Origin of the sequence: Paenibacillus chondroitinus NBRC 15376, from assembly GCF_004000765.1 — a bacterium.
GTDB classification, from domain to species: Bacteria; Bacillota; Bacilli; order Paenibacillales; family NBRC-103111; genus Paenibacillus_E; species Paenibacillus_E chondroitinus.
Window position 1 is genome coordinate 171,897 of sequence record NZ_BILW01000001.1, and the last position, 16,854, is coordinate 188,750.

Genomic DNA, 16,854 nt, shown 5'->3' on the forward strand with positions numbered 1-16,854 from the left:
ACATGATGAGATATGTGATTGTGCCATCGGCCTTGTTGATCTTACTGGTCCTGATCTCGGCTTCGACTAATTACGGTGCATCTGCAAGAACAGAGATGGTAAAGGTGATGACAGAATCGAATCAGATTGGCAATCCAATCTGGACGTTAGGCAAACCCGATGATTCTGATTTGGAATTTGGAAAAGAAAGCGCAGCTCCGATTAGTTATACCGTATCTTCGGGCGAACAGCAGCAACAGACTTGGAGTTCGGTGCCACAAGGTCTCAATAAATCGTTGAATCCAACCTTGTCGATCAACTATGCCTTAGCTGAAATACCCGAGTATGGGGTTCATTTCCGAGTGAAAATTCTAGATGCGCATAAATCCGTTCCTGAGATGGCGGTGTTTTCCAATAACCTGCTTTCGGGCATCATCCAAATCGCCGGTGTCGGAGGGACGACTAGCGCTTATGAGTATAAAAAATTGTATGAGCTCTATATTCCTAAGGAGCAGCTGCAGCTCGGAAATAATGTATTAAAGCTGTCGGCAGAAGGATGTTTATCTTGCAAGGCGGATGAGAACAAATTTCTATGGTGGAAATGGGACTATCTCTCGCTTGATGCGCTAACTGCCCCTGCCGAAGAGCCCATCCATGGGAGATATGTGGAATCGGGCACCAAGGTCAGCAATTTGTCCTTTTACTATGACCAAGGAGCGGTTCGGCACCTTCCCTATGTTTTAAAATGGCTGGGAATTGCCTATAGCGGCAATGTGATGCGTGTGGATTGTGCGACCGATGTCAAAGAGGGATGTTCCGCCATTAAGCCTTATTATGAAACACTGCGTGACTACAACACGCAAGCGGTAGCTCTTCATTTGCATACAGGAAACATTAAGCTGAATGATGATGGCACACTGCCGGCCGATGCAGAAAATAAGTTGTCGGACTATGTAAAGCAGTATGGTTCCATGTTTCAATATTATGAGATTGATAACGAACCAGGCTTATTTAATCGATCCAAAAGTGTGAATCTGGCCATAGCCAAATGGCTCAAAATCAATCTGCCCGAGCTTGCTCCACATGTGAAAACGGTCGCTCCAGGTTGGGCCTATGCGCCGCAATACAGCATGAGAAGTTGTCGGAATCAAAACACCTCCGGCGTGCTGCGCTGCGGAGATCCTGACGGATGGGAAAGTGATCCGAATCAGCGAATGGAACTGGAAGAGATGACGGATTTAACCAATGGACATGCGTATGGGACCTCTTATGTGAATAATAAAGATGGAAGCTTTCTGGAGAACATGCGGACCTTCGGAGGGGCTAAGGATGGTTTGCAGAAGCTCATGCTCAATACGGAGTACGGCACTTCGGATAGCCATAAAGATCCCGTTGAATATGGCGCGGCGGAGCCCCATGCGGCTGTCTTTGATCGCATCATGAGAGCTCATATCGGATATGCCGATATGTTCATGCAGCATGCGGCCTTTTATCCGGATTATGCGTTGTTCGAACCGGGCATTGATTTGAATACGCAGAACCCCGCACAGATGCAAATTCATAAGAATTCGACGGAAGAGGATACGCGAGTTGGGGTGATGCGGCGCTTAAATCTGGCTTATGCGACGCATGGCAAGCCGTTGGTGTACGAAATCAGCAATAAACAGGAGCTATCGGATAAACTGGTTTATTTCCGGGGCGTGGATACCTCGACATTACCTGCACTTCCTGGTTCAGGAGGGAAATCGGATAAGATTTTACTCAATTTTGTGAATTTCGAATCGAGTCCGCAAACGATACAGGTTAAGGTTACGATGCCGGAGGCTGCATTATACGAAGGTGAAAGATTCGGAGCGGGTGATACGTATGAGTCGGCACGATCCTATTTGAGCGGGTTGCAAGCCGATACCGAACTGGATTTTAAAGAAACGTTAGGCCCAGGTGAGGCTGTGCAGTACATCTTATCGCGAGCAGATGGGGTGAAGAAAGTGACACCAACGTGGATTCAGGCGAAACCCGTACAGCATCATGCGATTGAGCTCAGCTGGAAAGAGTCGGAAGTAGCACAAAGTTATGATATATTGCGCAAATCTGGCGGGAGTGAGAGCAGTTACGAGGTGATAGCCGAGCAAGTGCAAGGGACTGAATTTGTAGATACGAGTACAGTAATTGGGAACCAATACGAGTATCAGATTAGACTCTCAGGTACCAACGAAGTTTCACAACCGGCATCAGCTATCGCAACAGATAGTGTGGCGCTGGATCGCAAGGACTGGGAAGTTACCAGCAGTTCCGGAAAACCCCAAGGGGCGATTGACGGTAATATCTACAGCCGATGGGATACGGGGGTCGCGCAAGCTCCCGGGCAATTCTATCAAGTGGATATGAAAACGCCGACCACGATCAACCGAATACGGCTTCGGAGCGAAGGATCCCCGAATGATTATCCAAGGAAATATGAGGTATATGTTTCTACCGATGGGTATACGTGGTCTCAGCCGATTGCAACCGGCAGCGGTTCAAGCATACTGGACATTAATTTTAGTCCAACGTACGCACGATTCGTCAAGATCATCCAGACAATGAAGGCAGGGAATTACTGGTCCATTCATGATCTGCAGATTTATGGCTAGACATCGAGGAATACGCTTACCCTTTGCGGGTGGAAGCTACGATGAGAAACAAAATTAAGATGAGCAACCAGATGACTTGAACCATATTATCCTCGCCTTTTGTTATAATAAATCAATTTTAACAAGAATTCATGTAATTTTCTGTCTTAAAACAAACAAAAATGTTGGATTTATGCTAAATATTACATTAGTAATCATTAAAATGTTCGATTTACATGTCGTTTATTGATGAAAGTCCTCACTTTGTGAGGGCTTTTTTTATCTACATTTAACAAACCTTCTGTAACATTTAGATATTGGAAACTTTTGAACAAAGGTTAATATCTAAAGGAGAGAAGATTCTTGAATATGAGACTGCCTCAAATTACAGTGGGTAAGAAAATGTATGTCAGTTTTATTGCGCTATTATTGCTTACTTCTGTTGCAGGATGGATGAGTCTAACGAATATGAAGTCGATTCAGAACAAAAGTGATGAAATCAGCCGGATATGGATGCCTGGCGTCGAAGCCGTCAATACGATCAGTTTTTTAACGGAAAATGTACACGGATTAGAAATGCAGCTTTTCATTTTAATGGATCCAGCTCAGCTGCAAAGCACGCAGACACAAGCCAGTGCAGGGATTAGCAATGTAGACGAGCAGATTAAACAGTTCGGAGAAGGGCTAACGGATGAGCAAGAGAAGCGGAATTTCGAAGCCTTCCAAAACCAATGGACGACTTACAAAGGCTATCATGAGAAGTTCTTGGAACTTAGTAAAAAAGCCAATTTGAGTAAAGGCTCCGGCAGCATGGAGAAAGAAGTGGAAATGCTCATTTCAGATTCGAATAAAGTTTTTGTAAACATGCAGAAATATCTGGAGGTTCTTGTAAAAATCAAACATGAAGGCGCTGTGGCTGCCTCAGAAAGCAGTTCGGTCATTTATCGTTCTGGACAAATGAACCTGATTTATATTTTTGGTTCTGCCGTCTTGATCGGTCTGATTCTGGCTTTCTTCATTACACGTAATATTTCCAAGCCTGTGCGGCTTGTCTCCCAAGCTCTTCAGACGGTGTCCTTGGGAAGCTTATCTGAACAAGATGTGAAAGTGAGAAATAAAGATGAAATTGGTGAACTTGTCGGTTCGTTAAACCGAATGAAGACGAATGTCCGGGACATCTTGCTGCAAATCCGCAACGCCTCTTCTTCGGTTGCTGACTCGTCCAAAGAGCTTCTTGATCACGCAGAGCAAACGTCGCATGCGTCCAATCAAGTGGCGGAGGTCATGCAATTGGTAGCTTCCGGAGCAGAAATTCAAGTCCGGAATTATGAGGATACGCATACAGCGATGACGGAGATGAGCATTGGTATTGGGCGAATCGCGGAAGCTTCGTCCGAGGTGTCAGATATCTCCATGGAAGCATTCCGAGAGGCGAAGCAAGGCGAGCAAGACCTTCAAGCGCTCATTGCGAGCATGAACGGTATGAGTGATACGGTCAGCAGGGCGAACACCGTTATTCTAAATTTGGAGAACCATTCTCAAGAAATTCATAATATGATTGGCCTGATGGGCAATATAGCGAAGCAAACAAACCTGCTCGCTTTGAATGCGGCGATTGAAGCGGTTCGTGCAGGGGAAGCAGGCAAAGGATTTACGGTTGTTGCAGGGGAAGTGCGCAAGCTATCGGAGCAGTCCGCGCAATTTGCCAATCAAATTACCGAATTGATCGGCCAGGTTTTGGACAATACCGGAGTTGCTGTACAAACGATGCATGATTGCCTGCAGGAAGTGGATATGGGCAAAGAGATGGTACATACGGCGGAGACTTCCTTTCATCGTATTTTCTTGGCTTCCGAGAAAGTGGCTGTTCGCATACAAGAGGTTGCAGCATCGGCTCAAGAACTGGCCGCCACCTCGGAAGAAGTGTCCGCTTCAGTCGCAGAAACGAGCTCTCACGCTAGAAATTCGTCTGCCTACGCTCAACAGGTGGTCGAAACTTCTGAGCAACAAATGGCGTCGCTGAATGATATCACCAGGTCTGCCGGTATGCTGAACGGCATCGCCGAACAATTGCATATGGCCGTTGGGAAGTTCGAGCTGTAATTGTTCGGATGCAAGCAAAAGTCTGCAAAATCATGCTATACTAGACTCTGTAAAAAGGAGGTCGACTATGGCTAGGAACAAAGAGTTTGAAGTGAATGCCGTGCTGCGCAAAGCGATGCATATCTTTTGGGAGCAGGGCTATGAAAAAACTTCCATGCAAGATTTGGTCACACATATGGGGATACATCGAAGGAGTATCTATGATACTTTCGGAGACAAACATCGTTTATATATGAAGGCAGTAGAGAAGTACGGGGAAATGCTGGAAAGTTCCGTTCATCAAAAAGTGGAGGCTCCTACCTCGATGAAACAAGCTATCCGGCGAATGTTTGAGCACGCCATTGTGGCTGCAGACGATCGGCCGAAAGGGTGTTTGATCGTGAATACGGCGGTTGAACTGGCTGTTTGTGATGAAGAAGCCGCGGCGAAAGTGAATCAAAGTTTTGTTAAAACCGAGGACAAACTATACGACTTGGTATTGCGCGGCAAGGAAACGGGAGAAATCGGAAGCCATCATGATGCACGGAGGATTTCGGAGTTTTTGAACAACGCCTTTATCGGATTATGCGTGTTGGCCAAAACAACAAACGATAAAGAAAAACTGGAAGGTATCATTGATACATCGCTAGCTATACTGGATTGAAAGAATGAAGAAGGAGCCTCGCGGCAAGCGGGCTCCTTCTTCATTGATTATAACATTTTGGCCAAACCCTCGAACTTCACTTCCCAAGAGCCATCCTGCGGAAATCCGGGTGCATGGGTGTCCGGCCCGTTCTTCCAGCCCGCCGCCATCATGGCAACAGCGCTTAACAGACCCCCGTTGCCAGGGAGGTATACCGTTAGTGGTTTTCGCTGGTAGTTATGGCCATTCGGGAGGAAGGTGTTGGTAACCTTGTCGATCAACAAGGTATCTACGGCCAATTGTCCTTCGCCGAGTCTTGCCGATGTCATAGCGACCATGGGATAGTCCCATCCCCAAGTCGCATCCCAGTCCCAGACCTTGATGACTTCGTGCAAGGTCCTAAGCATCGTTTCACGATCCGCCATGTTACCGGGGAGGATACCGAGCGGGGCCAGCATCGTGGGGTGATCTTTGGTGCTGCTGCCACCAGTAAATGTATCGGGAGCTGTCTCCGCGGCAACATATAAACCGTCCACCACGGGAAGCTTGGACAAATGGGTCAGGACATGCTCCCACTTCTCCACCTTCGGGAGTCCTAGCCTTTCCCGCCATGCAACGGCTGTTGATAATCCGAATGCCCAGTAAGACAATTCGAAAGTTGGATTCATTGTCGTTGCATGATCATAAATTTCCTGCGCTGGAGCAACTGGCGGACCTAACACATACCGCAGCTGTTCGTTATCCCATTCGGCGAAAGAGGCCATGAAGGCCGCACTTTCGAAGACGAGATCCGCATACTTCTGGAGCGTCTCTTTTGTGCCCCTAATTTGATAGATGAGCTCAGCATAATAGATAGGATGCGGCTGCTGCCAGATGAGGAACGGTTCAATGTAACAAGGGCCGTTAATGCCATCCGGAGCCACACATTTCGGCCATCTTGCCCCTTCATAGCCTTGGGAAGCAGCCAGCTTTCGAGCTTGATCCAGGATGCTGATGTACCATTCCAGACTGTTCGTCAAGCTGTCCACCCGATTCCAAAGTGCGAAGTGAACGGAATGCCACCAGTGCATTTCCAGATGAAATTTGCCGGCCCAGCTGTTATGGGTGAGTCCTGACTCCGCCGGCGGCAGGCTTCCGGATGATTGAATAGCGGTCAAATACTGAGACAGCACAATTCTACGCTCAAGCTCGAGTGCGCGTGAATCTTTGCTGCCTGCCAGGTCGATAGCTCCGCCAGAGGTCCAAAAGCTGCGCCAATGCAGCTCGGCGTCGGCTCGCACAGCTCCAAAGGTTGGTAAATCAGACTCGTCTGATTTGGGAGTAAATCGGAACCGGAACTCGAATTCATCGTAATCGGATGATGGCGTTAGAAGAAGCAAGTGGTTGTCTTGCTCGTCTTGAGTGAAGCTTCCGCTGGACCAAGCGGCAGCAAACGCATAAGCGTCTTGATCCAACTTCCGGTCAATTTGGACGGAATGGCTGCTGCCGGTCGCGATTTCCGTTGCGTGTTGGCCGCTTTTTCCCCAATCAACGCCTGCGAACTTCCATGTGCCGTATGGGAAATGAAAAGCAATTTGGAGACGTCCTTGGCGGATCAAATCCGATTTCACGCGAACGGCGATCAAATCCTGCTTGGGGTGACAGCAGGTAGTCACGCTGGTTTTCGCTCCGCTGATCGAGAATTGGCTTTCAATGACTCCGCCCCATAGATGAAGCACTTGCTCTATTTCTTTCAAATCGTCAGCGGCGGCCTCCTCGCCTGAGGGCAGCGTTAATCGGAAGCCGACTTGCCCAAGATGCAATTTATGCGGATTAAACTTTAGCCACTTATACTCATCAGTAATTTGGCCGGGCGCCATATACGGAAACCCGATCTCTCTCCCGCCAAAGGTAGGGAAAGAGGTTCGAGGGAACTTATCCACATGGTACTGCTCTGGATTTGGATGTGTATGCCACGCCCAATTGGAGAAGTTGCCAAGCGGAACACCTCCATCTGCGTATAGGTTCGGGAATGTTTGCAAGCCGGTTGCGTCAACCGTGAAGGCATAGTTTCCATTGCCGACAGAGAGGGAAGAGAATTTATCAAAGCTGGTAATAAACGGATTATGGCGTCCCACTAAAGCTTTTCGATCGATCATTATGGCGTCACCCCATCGGGAAAAAATAGTTTCATTTTAAATATCACATTCAAATAGATAGCTGCCAGAGCCTAATCGTATGACGGCGTCCCCGTCTTCCCCGTCTTCTCCGTCTTCAAGCATGACTTCCTGTATAGCTGCTGCAGCCTTTACCTGTATTCCGCTTTCGAGGAGAGTTTCCATGGAGGCAGAAGGAAGGTAGACATCCGCCAAACAATTTGCCGGAATGGTGATCTCAACCTTGAGCTTACGGTTATCCGAATCCCGCTGCCATGCGACTCGCAGCTTTCCGGATGGCAGACGATGATCTGCGCTTACTTCATTCAAACCATCCAGTATAGCCGGCTTGATAGTCAGCTTATAGCTTTCGAATTCGGGACAATACCGATATTGCATGCCTGCCAAACCGCTATAGAGCCATTCTTCCAAATGTCCGAGCATAAAATGGTTCTGCGACTTGCCGACGGTGGGTCCGTCCCAAGCCTCCGTCAACGATGTCGCGCCGTTTGCGATTTGATAGCCGTAACTCGGGTGATCCGTCCTTTGGCTCATGTTATAAATCATGTCGCTGCGACCGTTCTGAGAAAGGGCAAGCAGCACAGAGCGATGGCCTATATCACCTGCCGTCGTATGATACCCGCGTATAGTAATATCATCGATGAGTTTGGCTAAAATAGTTTCTTTATACGGCTCGTGGGCTAACCCTAGAACAAGCGGCATCGCATGAGAGCTTTGACTGCCGGTGGCATATTGCTGCGTTTGGTCATCGAAAAAAGCCTGATCAAACGCAGATTTGATGTCGTCGCGCAGTTGTGTATAGTAGAGCGCGTCATCGCTGCGATTCAAGAACTTTGCGATTTGTGCAAACACATCGACGATATGGTAAAACATAGCGGTTTCGGTATGCGCAACCGGCGTATTTTGAACAAAACCAGGAGGATTGTCGCCGACATCGTACCAGTCTCCGAGCCCGGTATCGATAATCAGCTGATCCGAGCTCGCTTTTAAATAGTCGATATAGGCTTTCATTCCTTCATAATGTTCGGTTAAAATCCGGTGATTGCCATACAATTGCAGCAAATTCCAGCCTGTGAGGATATAGGTGGCGCCCCAGGAGACAGAATCCCGGAAGCAGCGCCATTGCTCGGAAAAAACTACATATTCCGGCGCCGTTGTCGGGACCATCCCGCTTGGCAGCTGGGCGTCCCGGATGTCCTCCATCGTCTTGATGAACAATGGCTCGACATCGTAATTCCATGCTACGGATGGGCCCATCAAATGAATTTGCTCGAGCCAACCGAGCTTTTCCCGATGCGGGCAATCGGTAAAAATGCTTTTCATGTTGCTGCGTATCGCTTGGTTAATGATCTCATGCGTGCGGTTTAGCAGCTTATTTGAACTAACGAAGTTTCCGCATACGTTCACATCCGGATAAATCATTTGACCTTCCAGCTGAATAAGTACTGGAATGTCGGAACCGCAGACAGCTACATCCGCATTCGCATTTGCTGAAACTGGAACAACGCCCTCGAACTGCACATAACGAAACCCGGTATAGCTGAAACGAGGCGACCAAGTTTCTCCCTCAGCATCCCCGCTCAACGTATAAGTGAATTTGGTGGGAGAACCGGTCCACTTCTGATTGATCGTGCCGTTATCCTTCAGCAATTCAGCAGGGGACATCGTCATTTTGGCGCCTTGAGGGCCTTGAACCCGGAGGTTCATCCAACCGGAGAAGTTTTTGCCGAAATCAGCCACGTATACACCGGGAAGCGGTTGAGTGATCTGTACGGGCTGGTAAGTTTCCATCACTTTCAATGGCGAAGTCGCTTGTGACTTCAGCTTTCCTGCAGGACCTGGTACTTCAACCGCCGGGTTCCAAGCATCGTTCCCGGTAAAACTCGGCAGATCCCAACCAGCTTGAAGACGGTTAGCATCGTAATCTTCCCCTCCGTATATACACGAAAAGGTGATAGGGCCCGGCGCAGAATCCCAATGGCGATCGCTAAGAATCCGAGTCTGGGTGCCATCCGTATGGGTGATTTCCAACTGAACGAGGCACCTTAGGGTGCCAAAGGAATGCTTGAATTTGCTGTAGCGGCCGCCTGTCACATGGAAAAAGCCGTTCCCAAGCATCACACCTATCGCGTTGCCGCCTTCATGAAGCTGCTCAGTCACATCGTAGACACAGTAGAGACAAGTTTTGTCATAGTTGGTCCAGCCCGGCTCCAGGACGTTGTCGCTGACTTTCTCCCCGTTAAGGCGCAGCTCAAACTGGCCTAACCCGCAGATATAGGCGCGAGCTTGTGCCACAGGTTTATTGACATGGAAATCACGCCGCATGAGGGGAAGGGCGGGGTGTTCAAGGGGCTCGTCTGCAAATCGAGCTATCCAAGCCGCAGACCAATCCTCAGCATGGAGGAGTCCCATTTCCCACCAGGAGACAGGGCTTTCCGTCATGAGGCCATTCGCATCCCACACCTGTACCTTCCAAAAGTAGCGTTGCCTGGACTGAAGCGGCGGCCCTTCGTACAAGATATGAACGTTTTTCCTGCTAAAACGCTGTCCGCTGTCCCACACAATTTCGCTTCGTCTATCATCTTCACCATCAAAAACAAGGATTTGATAGGCCGTTTGCATTTGCAAACGGACCGGTGAATCGGTAAAACTCCAGCCGAAGGCCGGCTGGAGGACATCAATCCCGAGTGGGAGATGCTTGCTTTCTACGAACAATTCAGCCACTTGCATCCGTGCTCGCCCCCTTGGTCATCGTTGGGTATCTATCGGCTGTGAGGTTGCGACGCTGATCGTCCGGAACTCTTTACCGTAGTTTTTGGTCGGATCGCCTTCTAGATATCGTCTGCATGAGCAGTAGAAATGGTAGAGGTTACCTTCATGCATAACGACAGAGGGCTTATGGGCGAAAATAGCGTCAATGCTGCCTTCTTCCCCAACTCGAATGATGGGTTCAGGATATTTCTCCCAAGTTAACAGATCACGGGAAAGAGCAATTCCTTCCTGCGCTAGTTTGTAATTATAGCCAAAGTAATACATAACCCACTGGTCTCGGTCCGGATCATGCAGCACGCAAGGATCGCTGACAAATCCGGAATCCCATCCATCCGGGGTAACCTGCAAAACCGGATTTTGTTCGTAGCGGTGCCATTCCTTCAAATTGGTGGAGAAAGCAACGCCTGTTTGCTCGATCCATCGGCCTTTATTTGTGTTTTTGGCATTGTAATACAAATAAAACGTACCTTCATGCTCAATCAGGCACTCTTTGTAGAGCCCGCCTTTTTCCCAGTCTGCGCCTTCTTCCGGGGTTAAGATGGGATCCGGGCATCGATGCCACTCCAGCAGCTGCTCATCTTCGGTCCAGGCGATGCCAATTTTGGCCGAACCTTCTTCATAACCTGCATGGGGATAGGCGTGATAGACTAACCAATATTTGTTGTTCCATTTCTTCAGTACAGGAGGAGCATCAAGGCGATTTTCCTTCAATATCCATGTGCCGGCAACATTAAGGGAGTCCCAGGCAGCGTCTTCGTTTCTTTTTAAAATAATACTCAGATGCTCCCAGTTGATAAGATCATGGCTTGTCGCCAAAGCCGTCTGGTAACCGGTTCCGTCAAACCCCACATACATCATGTAGAATTTGCCGCTATGTTGAAAGACGAACGGACAATCGACGGCTCGCTCGTCGAAATGGCCGGGCAACCCTGAACCAACAAGAACGGGACTACCCCATTTATATGGGGTGAGATAAGGCTGTATATGCAACGTGACACACTCCTTATGATAAAAATCCAAAAATCTAAAGTTCATTTCCCAATTCCCTTTTCAGATTACAATTAAGCGCTTACTTGTTGTGTGGGGTATTGAACCTGATATATAGGTCAAAGCGATCTTCAGCGCTTGGCAGCATTGACATCATGAATAGCCGAGCGTAGGATGAGGGGGGAATTTAGGCCATACGCTTGAGAGGAGGGGCTTGAGTGAAGGACAATCACGGTTTTAATCCGTTTATGTTCGAGACGGCCCGCAGTATGGTTGCCGGACAACACACGATTGCCGAACTGGTTCCAAGGATAAAACGGCACGGAGATTTCAAACACGTGGTGATCGTAACGCAACCTTCGATAAAGGCGATGGGGGTCATTGATCGAATGGAGTCTGAACTGTCACATGCGGGAATAACCAGCAGGTGCTATACCGATGTGAAGCCGGAGCCAACGGTTGATAACATTCAACAAGTGTACAGCCGCATCGCCTCTGAACCTGTCGATTTGTTCATTGGCATTGGCGGCGGGAGTGTGCTGGATGCAACGAAATTGTTTTCCGTCCTGATGACAGATCCCGTTGACGTAATGAGTCTTATAGGTATTGACCGCGTTTCGAAACCAGGGATACCTACAGTGTTGATACCAACGACTTCAGGAACCGGTTCAGAAGTGACACCGAACGCGATTGTTACGATTCCTGAACAGGAGTTAAAAGTCGGAATCATCAGCAGGCATTTGCTTCCTATGCTGGTAATTATCGATCCGGCGCTGACTGTCAGCCTGCCGCCGCACATTACCGCTGCCACCGGTATGGATGCGTTTACTCATGCGTTGGAATCCTATATCTCCACAAGAGCTAACCCGATAAGCGATATGTTTGCCCTTGAATCGATTCGTTTAATTTCTGGCAGTTTGCTGCAAGCCTACCATCACGGATTCGATCTTCAAGCTAGAGAAAATGTGCTTCTGGGATCGATGTACGGCGGGATGGCGCTTAGTTCGGCTGGAACAGCCGCCGTTCATGCATTGGCTTATCCGCTTGGGGGAAAATTCAACATTACGCACGGTGTCGCGAATTCGATGCTGCTGCCGCATGTCATGACGTTTAATAGGGATGCCATACAAACGAGACTCGGTCATGTTGCTTGCGCGATGGGCCTGCAAATTGGAACAGAGGGCGGGAAGGCGGTCTCGGAGGCCGTTATTCGGCGAATCTTCGAGTGGACCTCCGAAATGGACATCCCGCAAAATTTGCGTGCATTTGGTGTAACCGATGTGGATATCGGTGAGCTGGCGGTTGCCGCATCAAAGGTAACAAGGCTTTTAAATAACAATCCAAAACCGATGAACATAGATGATATTCAAGCTGTTTACCACCAATTGCTTCCATAACGAGTAGGATTAAGAAGGAGAAATGTGATGAATCATTTATTGCAACCGTCAGGTATCATTCCTGCTATGGTGACACCTTTTGATGCTGATCAGCAGATTGATGAGGCTGCATTGCGGCAATTAACCCGCAGATTGATTGATGCGGATGTGCACGGCTTGTTTTGTCTCGGTACGAATGGCGAGTTCTTCTCCATGTCTTTCGAGGAAAAACTGCGAGTCGCCGAAATCGTCCTTGAGGAAACACAAGGGAAATTACCGGTGTATGTGGGGGCTGGCTGCACAAGTACGAAGGAATCTATCGAACTCGCTGTGCGTCTGGAGAGCATGGGGGCAGATGCGCTGTCCGTCATTACACCGTATTTTCTGACCTATACCCAGCAGGAACTGCTGACTCATTTCCGAAAGATTGCGGAAGCGACAGAGCTTCCCGTACTGCTGTATAACATTCCGGCAAGGACGGGAAACTCGCTTCAACCCCAAACCGTGAAGGAACTAAGCAAAGTGCCTAACATTGTTGGCATTAAGGACAGCAGCGGCAGTTTTGATACCATTTTGCAATATATGGAGGCAGCTGGTCAGGACTTCTCCGTTTTGGCAGGCACGGATTCACTCATTTTGCCGACCTTGATGGCTGGAGGACGCGGAGCTATAGCGGCGACTGCCAATGTGTTTCCAGAAGTTGTGAAAAGTATTTACGACTTGTGGCACCAGGGGGAGCTGGAACAAGCTGAACAACAACAGCGCAAGCTGCGAGCTTTGCGCAACGCGTTTTCGATGGGGACGCTCCCTTCCGTACTGAAGGAAGCAATGAATATGATCGGATTGCCTGCGGGACAACCGCGCCTGCCTGTTCAACCGCTGAATGCATCAGCGAAAGAAGAGCTCCGGCGGGTGATGGACACTTATTTGGTGGAAAGGAACTGAGACAATGGCAACGAACATACCTAAAGGTGTTTGGCCCACGATGGTAACACCTTTCACGAATACAGGCAAAGTGGACTATGCCGCATTGGAGCAGCTGATAGAATGGTACATTGATCAAGGCGTGCATGGCCTGTTTGCCGTATGTCAATCCAGTGAGATGTTTTATTTGACTCTGGAGGAGAGAGTGAGCCTTGCTCAATTCGTCACGAACCTAGCTGCCGGTCGGGTTGCGGTTATCGCATCGGGGCATATCTCCGAGCAGTTCGAGGAGCAGGTAGAGGAATTGCAGCGGATCGCGGAGACCGGGGTTCAGGCTGTTGTGCTAGTCAGCAACCGTCTGGCGGGTCCGGATGAATCTGACGAGATCTGGTTTGAGCGTGTTCTGCAGCTGATTGATCGAGTCCCGAATGTGCCAATGGGCATTTATGAATGTCCATATCCGTACAAAAGGCTGCTGAGTCCGCAGCTGCTCAAACAATGTGCAGATACGGGAAGATTCGCGTTTCTTAAGGACACCAGCTGCGATGTGCACCAAATTGCCGCAAAACTTGAAGCGGTGAAAGGCAGCTCACTCCAACTGTTTAATGCCAATTCCGCAACGCTGCTTGCTTCCCTGCGATTGGGTGCCTCCGGCTTTAGCGGCGTTATGGCAAATTTTCATCCTGATCTCTATGTGCGACTAACCGAAAGTTGGGATTCGGAGCCAGCCATCGCGGAGATGCTGCAGTCGTTCGTTGGAGCCGCATCGCTAATTGAGCTGCAGATGTATCCTGTGAATGCGAAGTATCATCTGAGCAAAAGGGGACTTCCGGTTTCCTTGCATTGCCGTTCTAAGGATGCGGGCGCTTTTCGAGAAAATCATAAGCTGGAAGTGGAGCAGCTGGATGCCGTGTATCGGATGCTAAAGAAACAGCTTGTCTAACTGATTTTAAAGAGGAGGAAGCATTGTGCCGTTTAAAAAGAAAGATCGCATTGTGTTTATCGGGGATAGCATTACGGATAAAGGGCGTAAAAAAGATCCGCTGAAGCTGGGTTCGGGTTATGTACGAATGATTCATGATTATCTGACAGCGGTTTATCCGCAGCTTGGTCTGAAAATTATTAATGAAGGCGTTTCCGGCAATCGCGTCATCGATTTGGAGAAACGGTGGACGCTCGATGTGATCGATCACCAACCCCAGTGGGTATCCATTTCCATCGGGATTAATGATGTGTGGCGCCAATTGGACTCGCCGATGGGCGAGCAGGTATACCCGGATAAATTCGAGGAAATTTACCGAAATTTGCTGGATCAAACGAAGCAGATCCCGGATTGCCGATTAATCCTCATGCAGCCTACGGTCATCAAGGAGTACCCGGATGCCACGGGTAACCGGCTGCTGAAGCCGTATGTGGATATCGTGAATCGGCTGGCTGAGCAGTATGATGCCGTCTTGGTACCGACGCATCTTGCATTTATTGATTTTCTTAAGCTGGAAACGGGCCAGGATTTGACGACGGACGGTGTGCATATGAATTCGCTCGGAGATATGCTGATGGCAACGACGTGGTTGAAGGCTGTTGAGGATCGTTGAGGGGGGCTGAGCCCAGGGAGAGGGAACTGGAGTCCTCTATTGGCCAAAAACGAGGATTTTTCAATCCTAGGGGAACTAGAAGGTCTTATTTGCCTTTCATGGACGACTTTTGCATGAAATCACCAAAATAGCGAACTGTAGTTCCCCTCGCAGCCGGAAACAGCGCTTTTTTAGAAAAATAGTAGCTTGTAGTTCCCTAATAACCATCCAGAAGAGTACTCGCTCGCTTCGCGCCACCTATATATGTGATGAATTCAGCCTATAATGGGCCGCTTGCTTTCTTGTAAACTGATCATGAGCTCAAATTCCTGCAACTGGAAAGTATCGCCCGATCAGGCGTTAACGTGGAAGTAGACATGTCGATTCCGCAGAATTTCCAATCTTATTACGGAAGTACAAGGGGGTAAATGCAATGACGTACGAAATAGAACCAACAACCGGTGACAGCGGATGGTTCACGCATGACAGGTTCGGCTTGTTCATTCATTGGGGGCTATATTCGCTAGCTGCCAGGCATGAGTGGCTGCAATCCAGAGAGAGATTAAGCGGAGAGAAATACCGCAATAAATATTTCAATAAATTCAATCCGGATTTGTACGACCCGGAATTGTGGGCGCAGCTTTCTTATGATGCTGGCATGAAGTACGCCGTAGTAACGACCAAGCATCACGAAGGGTTCTGCTTATGGGACAGCAAGCTGACTGACTATAAAGCGCCGAACACCCCGGCTGGCCGAGATTTGATCAGGCCGATGACGGAGGCTTTCCGTGAGCGTGGCATGAAGGTAGGCTTTTACCATTCCCTGATTGATTGGCATCACCCGCATTATACGATCGACACGAAGCACCCCTTGCGGTTCGATGAAGAAGCTATCGCTGAAAGTGCGAAAAAGGATTTTGCGCAATATCGCGACTATTTGTTTGGACAAACGAAGGAATTGTTAACCGAATATGGCGATGTGGATCTGTTGTTTTACGATTTTTCCTTCCCGGAGGAGAACGGATTGCCAGGCAAAGGCAAGGAAGATTGGAACAGCAAGGAGCTGATCAAGCTGATTCGCCAGCTGCAGCCGAACGTTTTATTGAACGATCGCCTGCAAATCGGTGGGGATATTACGACGCCTGAGCAGTATTTGCCGACCAAATGGGTGCAGATCGACGGTAAACGTGTTGTTTGGGAGACACCGCATACGTTCAGTGGTTCCTGGGGATATCATCGGGATGAGGAATCATGGAAAAGCGTTGATATGCTGGTCAAAATGCTCATTGATGTGGTCAGCAAAGGAGGCAATTTGCTCCTGAATGTAGGACCGACCGGTCGGGGCGAGTTTGATGAGCGTTCGATCGATCGTTTAAAAGGCATCGGCAACTGGATGAGACGTCACAGCCGTTCGATTTATGGCTGCACTCAAGCGCCGGAAACCATCGAATGTCCGCAGGATTGCCGACTAACCTATAACCCCGAGACCAATCGCTTATATGTGCATGTGTATAGTTGGCCGTTCAAAAGCATTCACTTGCATGGCTTGGCCGGGCAAGTCGAGTACGCTCAGCTGCTGAACGATGCATCTGAGATCCGTTTCAAGCAAGGCATTGTCCATAGCGGAATCGACAACGGGGCGTACAAAGAGGGCAGAGATGAGAAGACGCTGGTCTTGTCACTTCCCGTGAAAAAGCCTGAAGTAGCGGTGCCGGTCATTGAATTGTTTTTGAAAGGAGGGGCTTAAAC

The 16,854-nt window shown here is 48.8% G+C and carries 11 protein-coding genes; 8 read left to right on the plus strand and 3 right to left on the minus strand.

Annotation, left to right across the window (positions count from 1 at the left end; translation table 11 throughout):
* The first annotated feature begins 2 nt into the window (after positions 1-2).
* The 3 genes from PCH02S_RS00760 (at position 3) to PCH02S_RS00770 (ending at position 5,337) form a co-directional block, all read left to right on the plus strand.
* Positions 3-2,612 carry a discoidin domain-containing protein gene (locus PCH02S_RS00760; protein WP_127449120.1) on the plus strand — a complete coding sequence of 870 codons (2,610 nt, stop codon included), beginning with the start codon at positions 3-5 and terminating at the stop codon, positions 2,610-2,612.
* Positions 2,613-2,960: 348 nt separating this feature from the next.
* Positions 2,961-4,694: a methyl-accepting chemotaxis protein gene (locus tag PCH02S_RS00765; RefSeq protein WP_246068920.1), complete on the plus strand. Its 1,734-nt coding sequence runs from the start codon at positions 2,961-2,963 to the stop codon at positions 4,692-4,694.
* Positions 4,695-4,761: 67 nt separating this feature from the next.
* Positions 4,762-5,337: a TetR/AcrR family transcriptional regulator gene (locus PCH02S_RS00770; protein ID WP_127449123.1), complete on the plus strand. Its 576-nt coding sequence runs from the start codon at positions 4,762-4,764 to the stop codon at positions 5,335-5,337.
* Positions 5,338-5,384: 47 nt separating this feature from the next.
* Here PCH02S_RS00770 and PCH02S_RS00775 read toward each other — a convergent pair whose 3' ends face one another.
* The 3 genes from PCH02S_RS00775 to PCH02S_RS00785 are packed head-to-tail and all read right to left on the minus strand — an operon-like array spanning position 5,385 to position 11,234.
* Positions 5,385-7,454, minus strand: coding sequence for a glycoside hydrolase family 65 (locus PCH02S_RS00775; RefSeq protein ID WP_246068888.1), 2,070 nt, complete (start codon positions 7,452-7,454; stop codon positions 5,385-5,387).
* Positions 7,455-7,490: 36 nt separating this feature from the next.
* Complete coding sequence (locus tag PCH02S_RS00780) at positions 7,491-10,202, minus strand: family 78 glycoside hydrolase catalytic domain (protein ID WP_127449127.1); 2,712 nt, start codon at positions 10,200-10,202, stop codon at positions 7,491-7,493.
* 18 nt (positions 10,203-10,220) lie between these two features.
* Complete coding sequence (locus tag PCH02S_RS00785; protein WP_127449129.1) at positions 10,221-11,234, minus strand: glycoside hydrolase family protein; 1,014 nt, start codon at positions 11,232-11,234, stop codon at positions 10,221-10,223.
* Between the two features lie 245 nt (positions 11,235-11,479).
* Between PCH02S_RS00785 and PCH02S_RS00790 the strand changes: the two genes are divergently transcribed.
* From PCH02S_RS00790 to PCH02S_RS00810, 5 genes are all read left to right on the plus strand, one after another.
* The gene (locus PCH02S_RS00790; RefSeq protein WP_127449724.1) at positions 11,480-12,628 is read left to right on the plus strand and encodes an iron-containing alcohol dehydrogenase; all 1,149 of its coding nucleotides are present in this window, start codon (positions 11,480-11,482) and stop codon (positions 12,626-12,628) included.
* Between the two features lie 27 nt (positions 12,629-12,655).
* Positions 12,656-13,552, plus strand: a complete 897-nt coding sequence (dapA, locus tag PCH02S_RS00795; RefSeq protein WP_127449130.1) for a 4-hydroxy-tetrahydrodipicolinate synthase — start codon at positions 12,656-12,658, stop codon at positions 13,550-13,552.
* Positions 13,553-13,556: 4 nt separating this feature from the next.
* The gene (locus tag PCH02S_RS00800; RefSeq protein ID WP_127449132.1) at positions 13,557-14,474 is read left to right on the plus strand and encodes a dihydrodipicolinate synthase family protein; all 918 of its coding nucleotides are present in this window, start codon (positions 13,557-13,559) and stop codon (positions 14,472-14,474) included.
* A gap of 25 nt (positions 14,475-14,499) precedes the next feature.
* Complete coding sequence (locus PCH02S_RS00805) at positions 14,500-15,126, plus strand: SGNH/GDSL hydrolase family protein (RefSeq protein WP_127449134.1); 627 nt, start codon at positions 14,500-14,502, stop codon at positions 15,124-15,126.
* Between the two features lie 412 nt (positions 15,127-15,538).
* On the plus strand, positions 15,539-16,852 hold the full coding sequence (locus PCH02S_RS00810; RefSeq protein ID WP_127449135.1) for an alpha-L-fucosidase: 1,314 nt from the start codon (positions 15,539-15,541) through the stop codon (positions 16,850-16,852).
* Positions 16,853-16,854: the final 2 nt, after the last annotated feature.

What these genes read in the sequence shown, in the direction of transcription:
- dapA (WP_127449130.1), top strand. Translation starts at nt 12,656, where the DNA reads ATGAATCATTTATTGCAACCGTCAGGTATCATTCCTGCTATGGTGACA.
- PCH02S_RS00760 (WP_127449120.1), top strand. Translation starts at nt 3, where the DNA reads ATGATGAGATATGTGATTGTGCCATCGGCCTTGTTGATCTTACTGGTC.
- PCH02S_RS00765 (WP_246068920.1), top strand. Translation starts at nt 2,961, where the DNA reads ATGAGACTGCCTCAAATTACAGTGGGTAAGAAAATGTATGTCAGTTTT.
- PCH02S_RS00770 (WP_127449123.1), top strand. Translation starts at nt 4,762, where the DNA reads ATGGCTAGGAACAAAGAGTTTGAAGTGAATGCCGTGCTGCGCAAAGCG.
- PCH02S_RS00800 (WP_127449132.1), top strand. Translation starts at nt 13,557, where the DNA reads ATGGCAACGAACATACCTAAAGGTGTTTGGCCCACGATGGTAACACCT.
- PCH02S_RS00780 (WP_127449127.1), bottom strand. Translation starts at nt 10,202, where the DNA reads ATGCAAGTGGCTGAATTGTTCGTAGAAAGCAAGCATCTCCCACTCGGG.
- PCH02S_RS00775 (WP_246068888.1), bottom strand. Translation starts at nt 7,454, where the DNA reads ATGATCGATCGAAAAGCTTTAGTGGGACGCCATAATCCGTTTATTACC.
- PCH02S_RS00810 (WP_127449135.1), top strand. Translation starts at nt 15,539, where the DNA reads ATGACGTACGAAATAGAACCAACAACCGGTGACAGCGGATGGTTCACG.
- PCH02S_RS00790 (WP_127449724.1), top strand. Translation starts at nt 11,480, where the DNA reads ATGTTCGAGACGGCCCGCAGTATGGTTGCCGGACAACACACGATTGCC.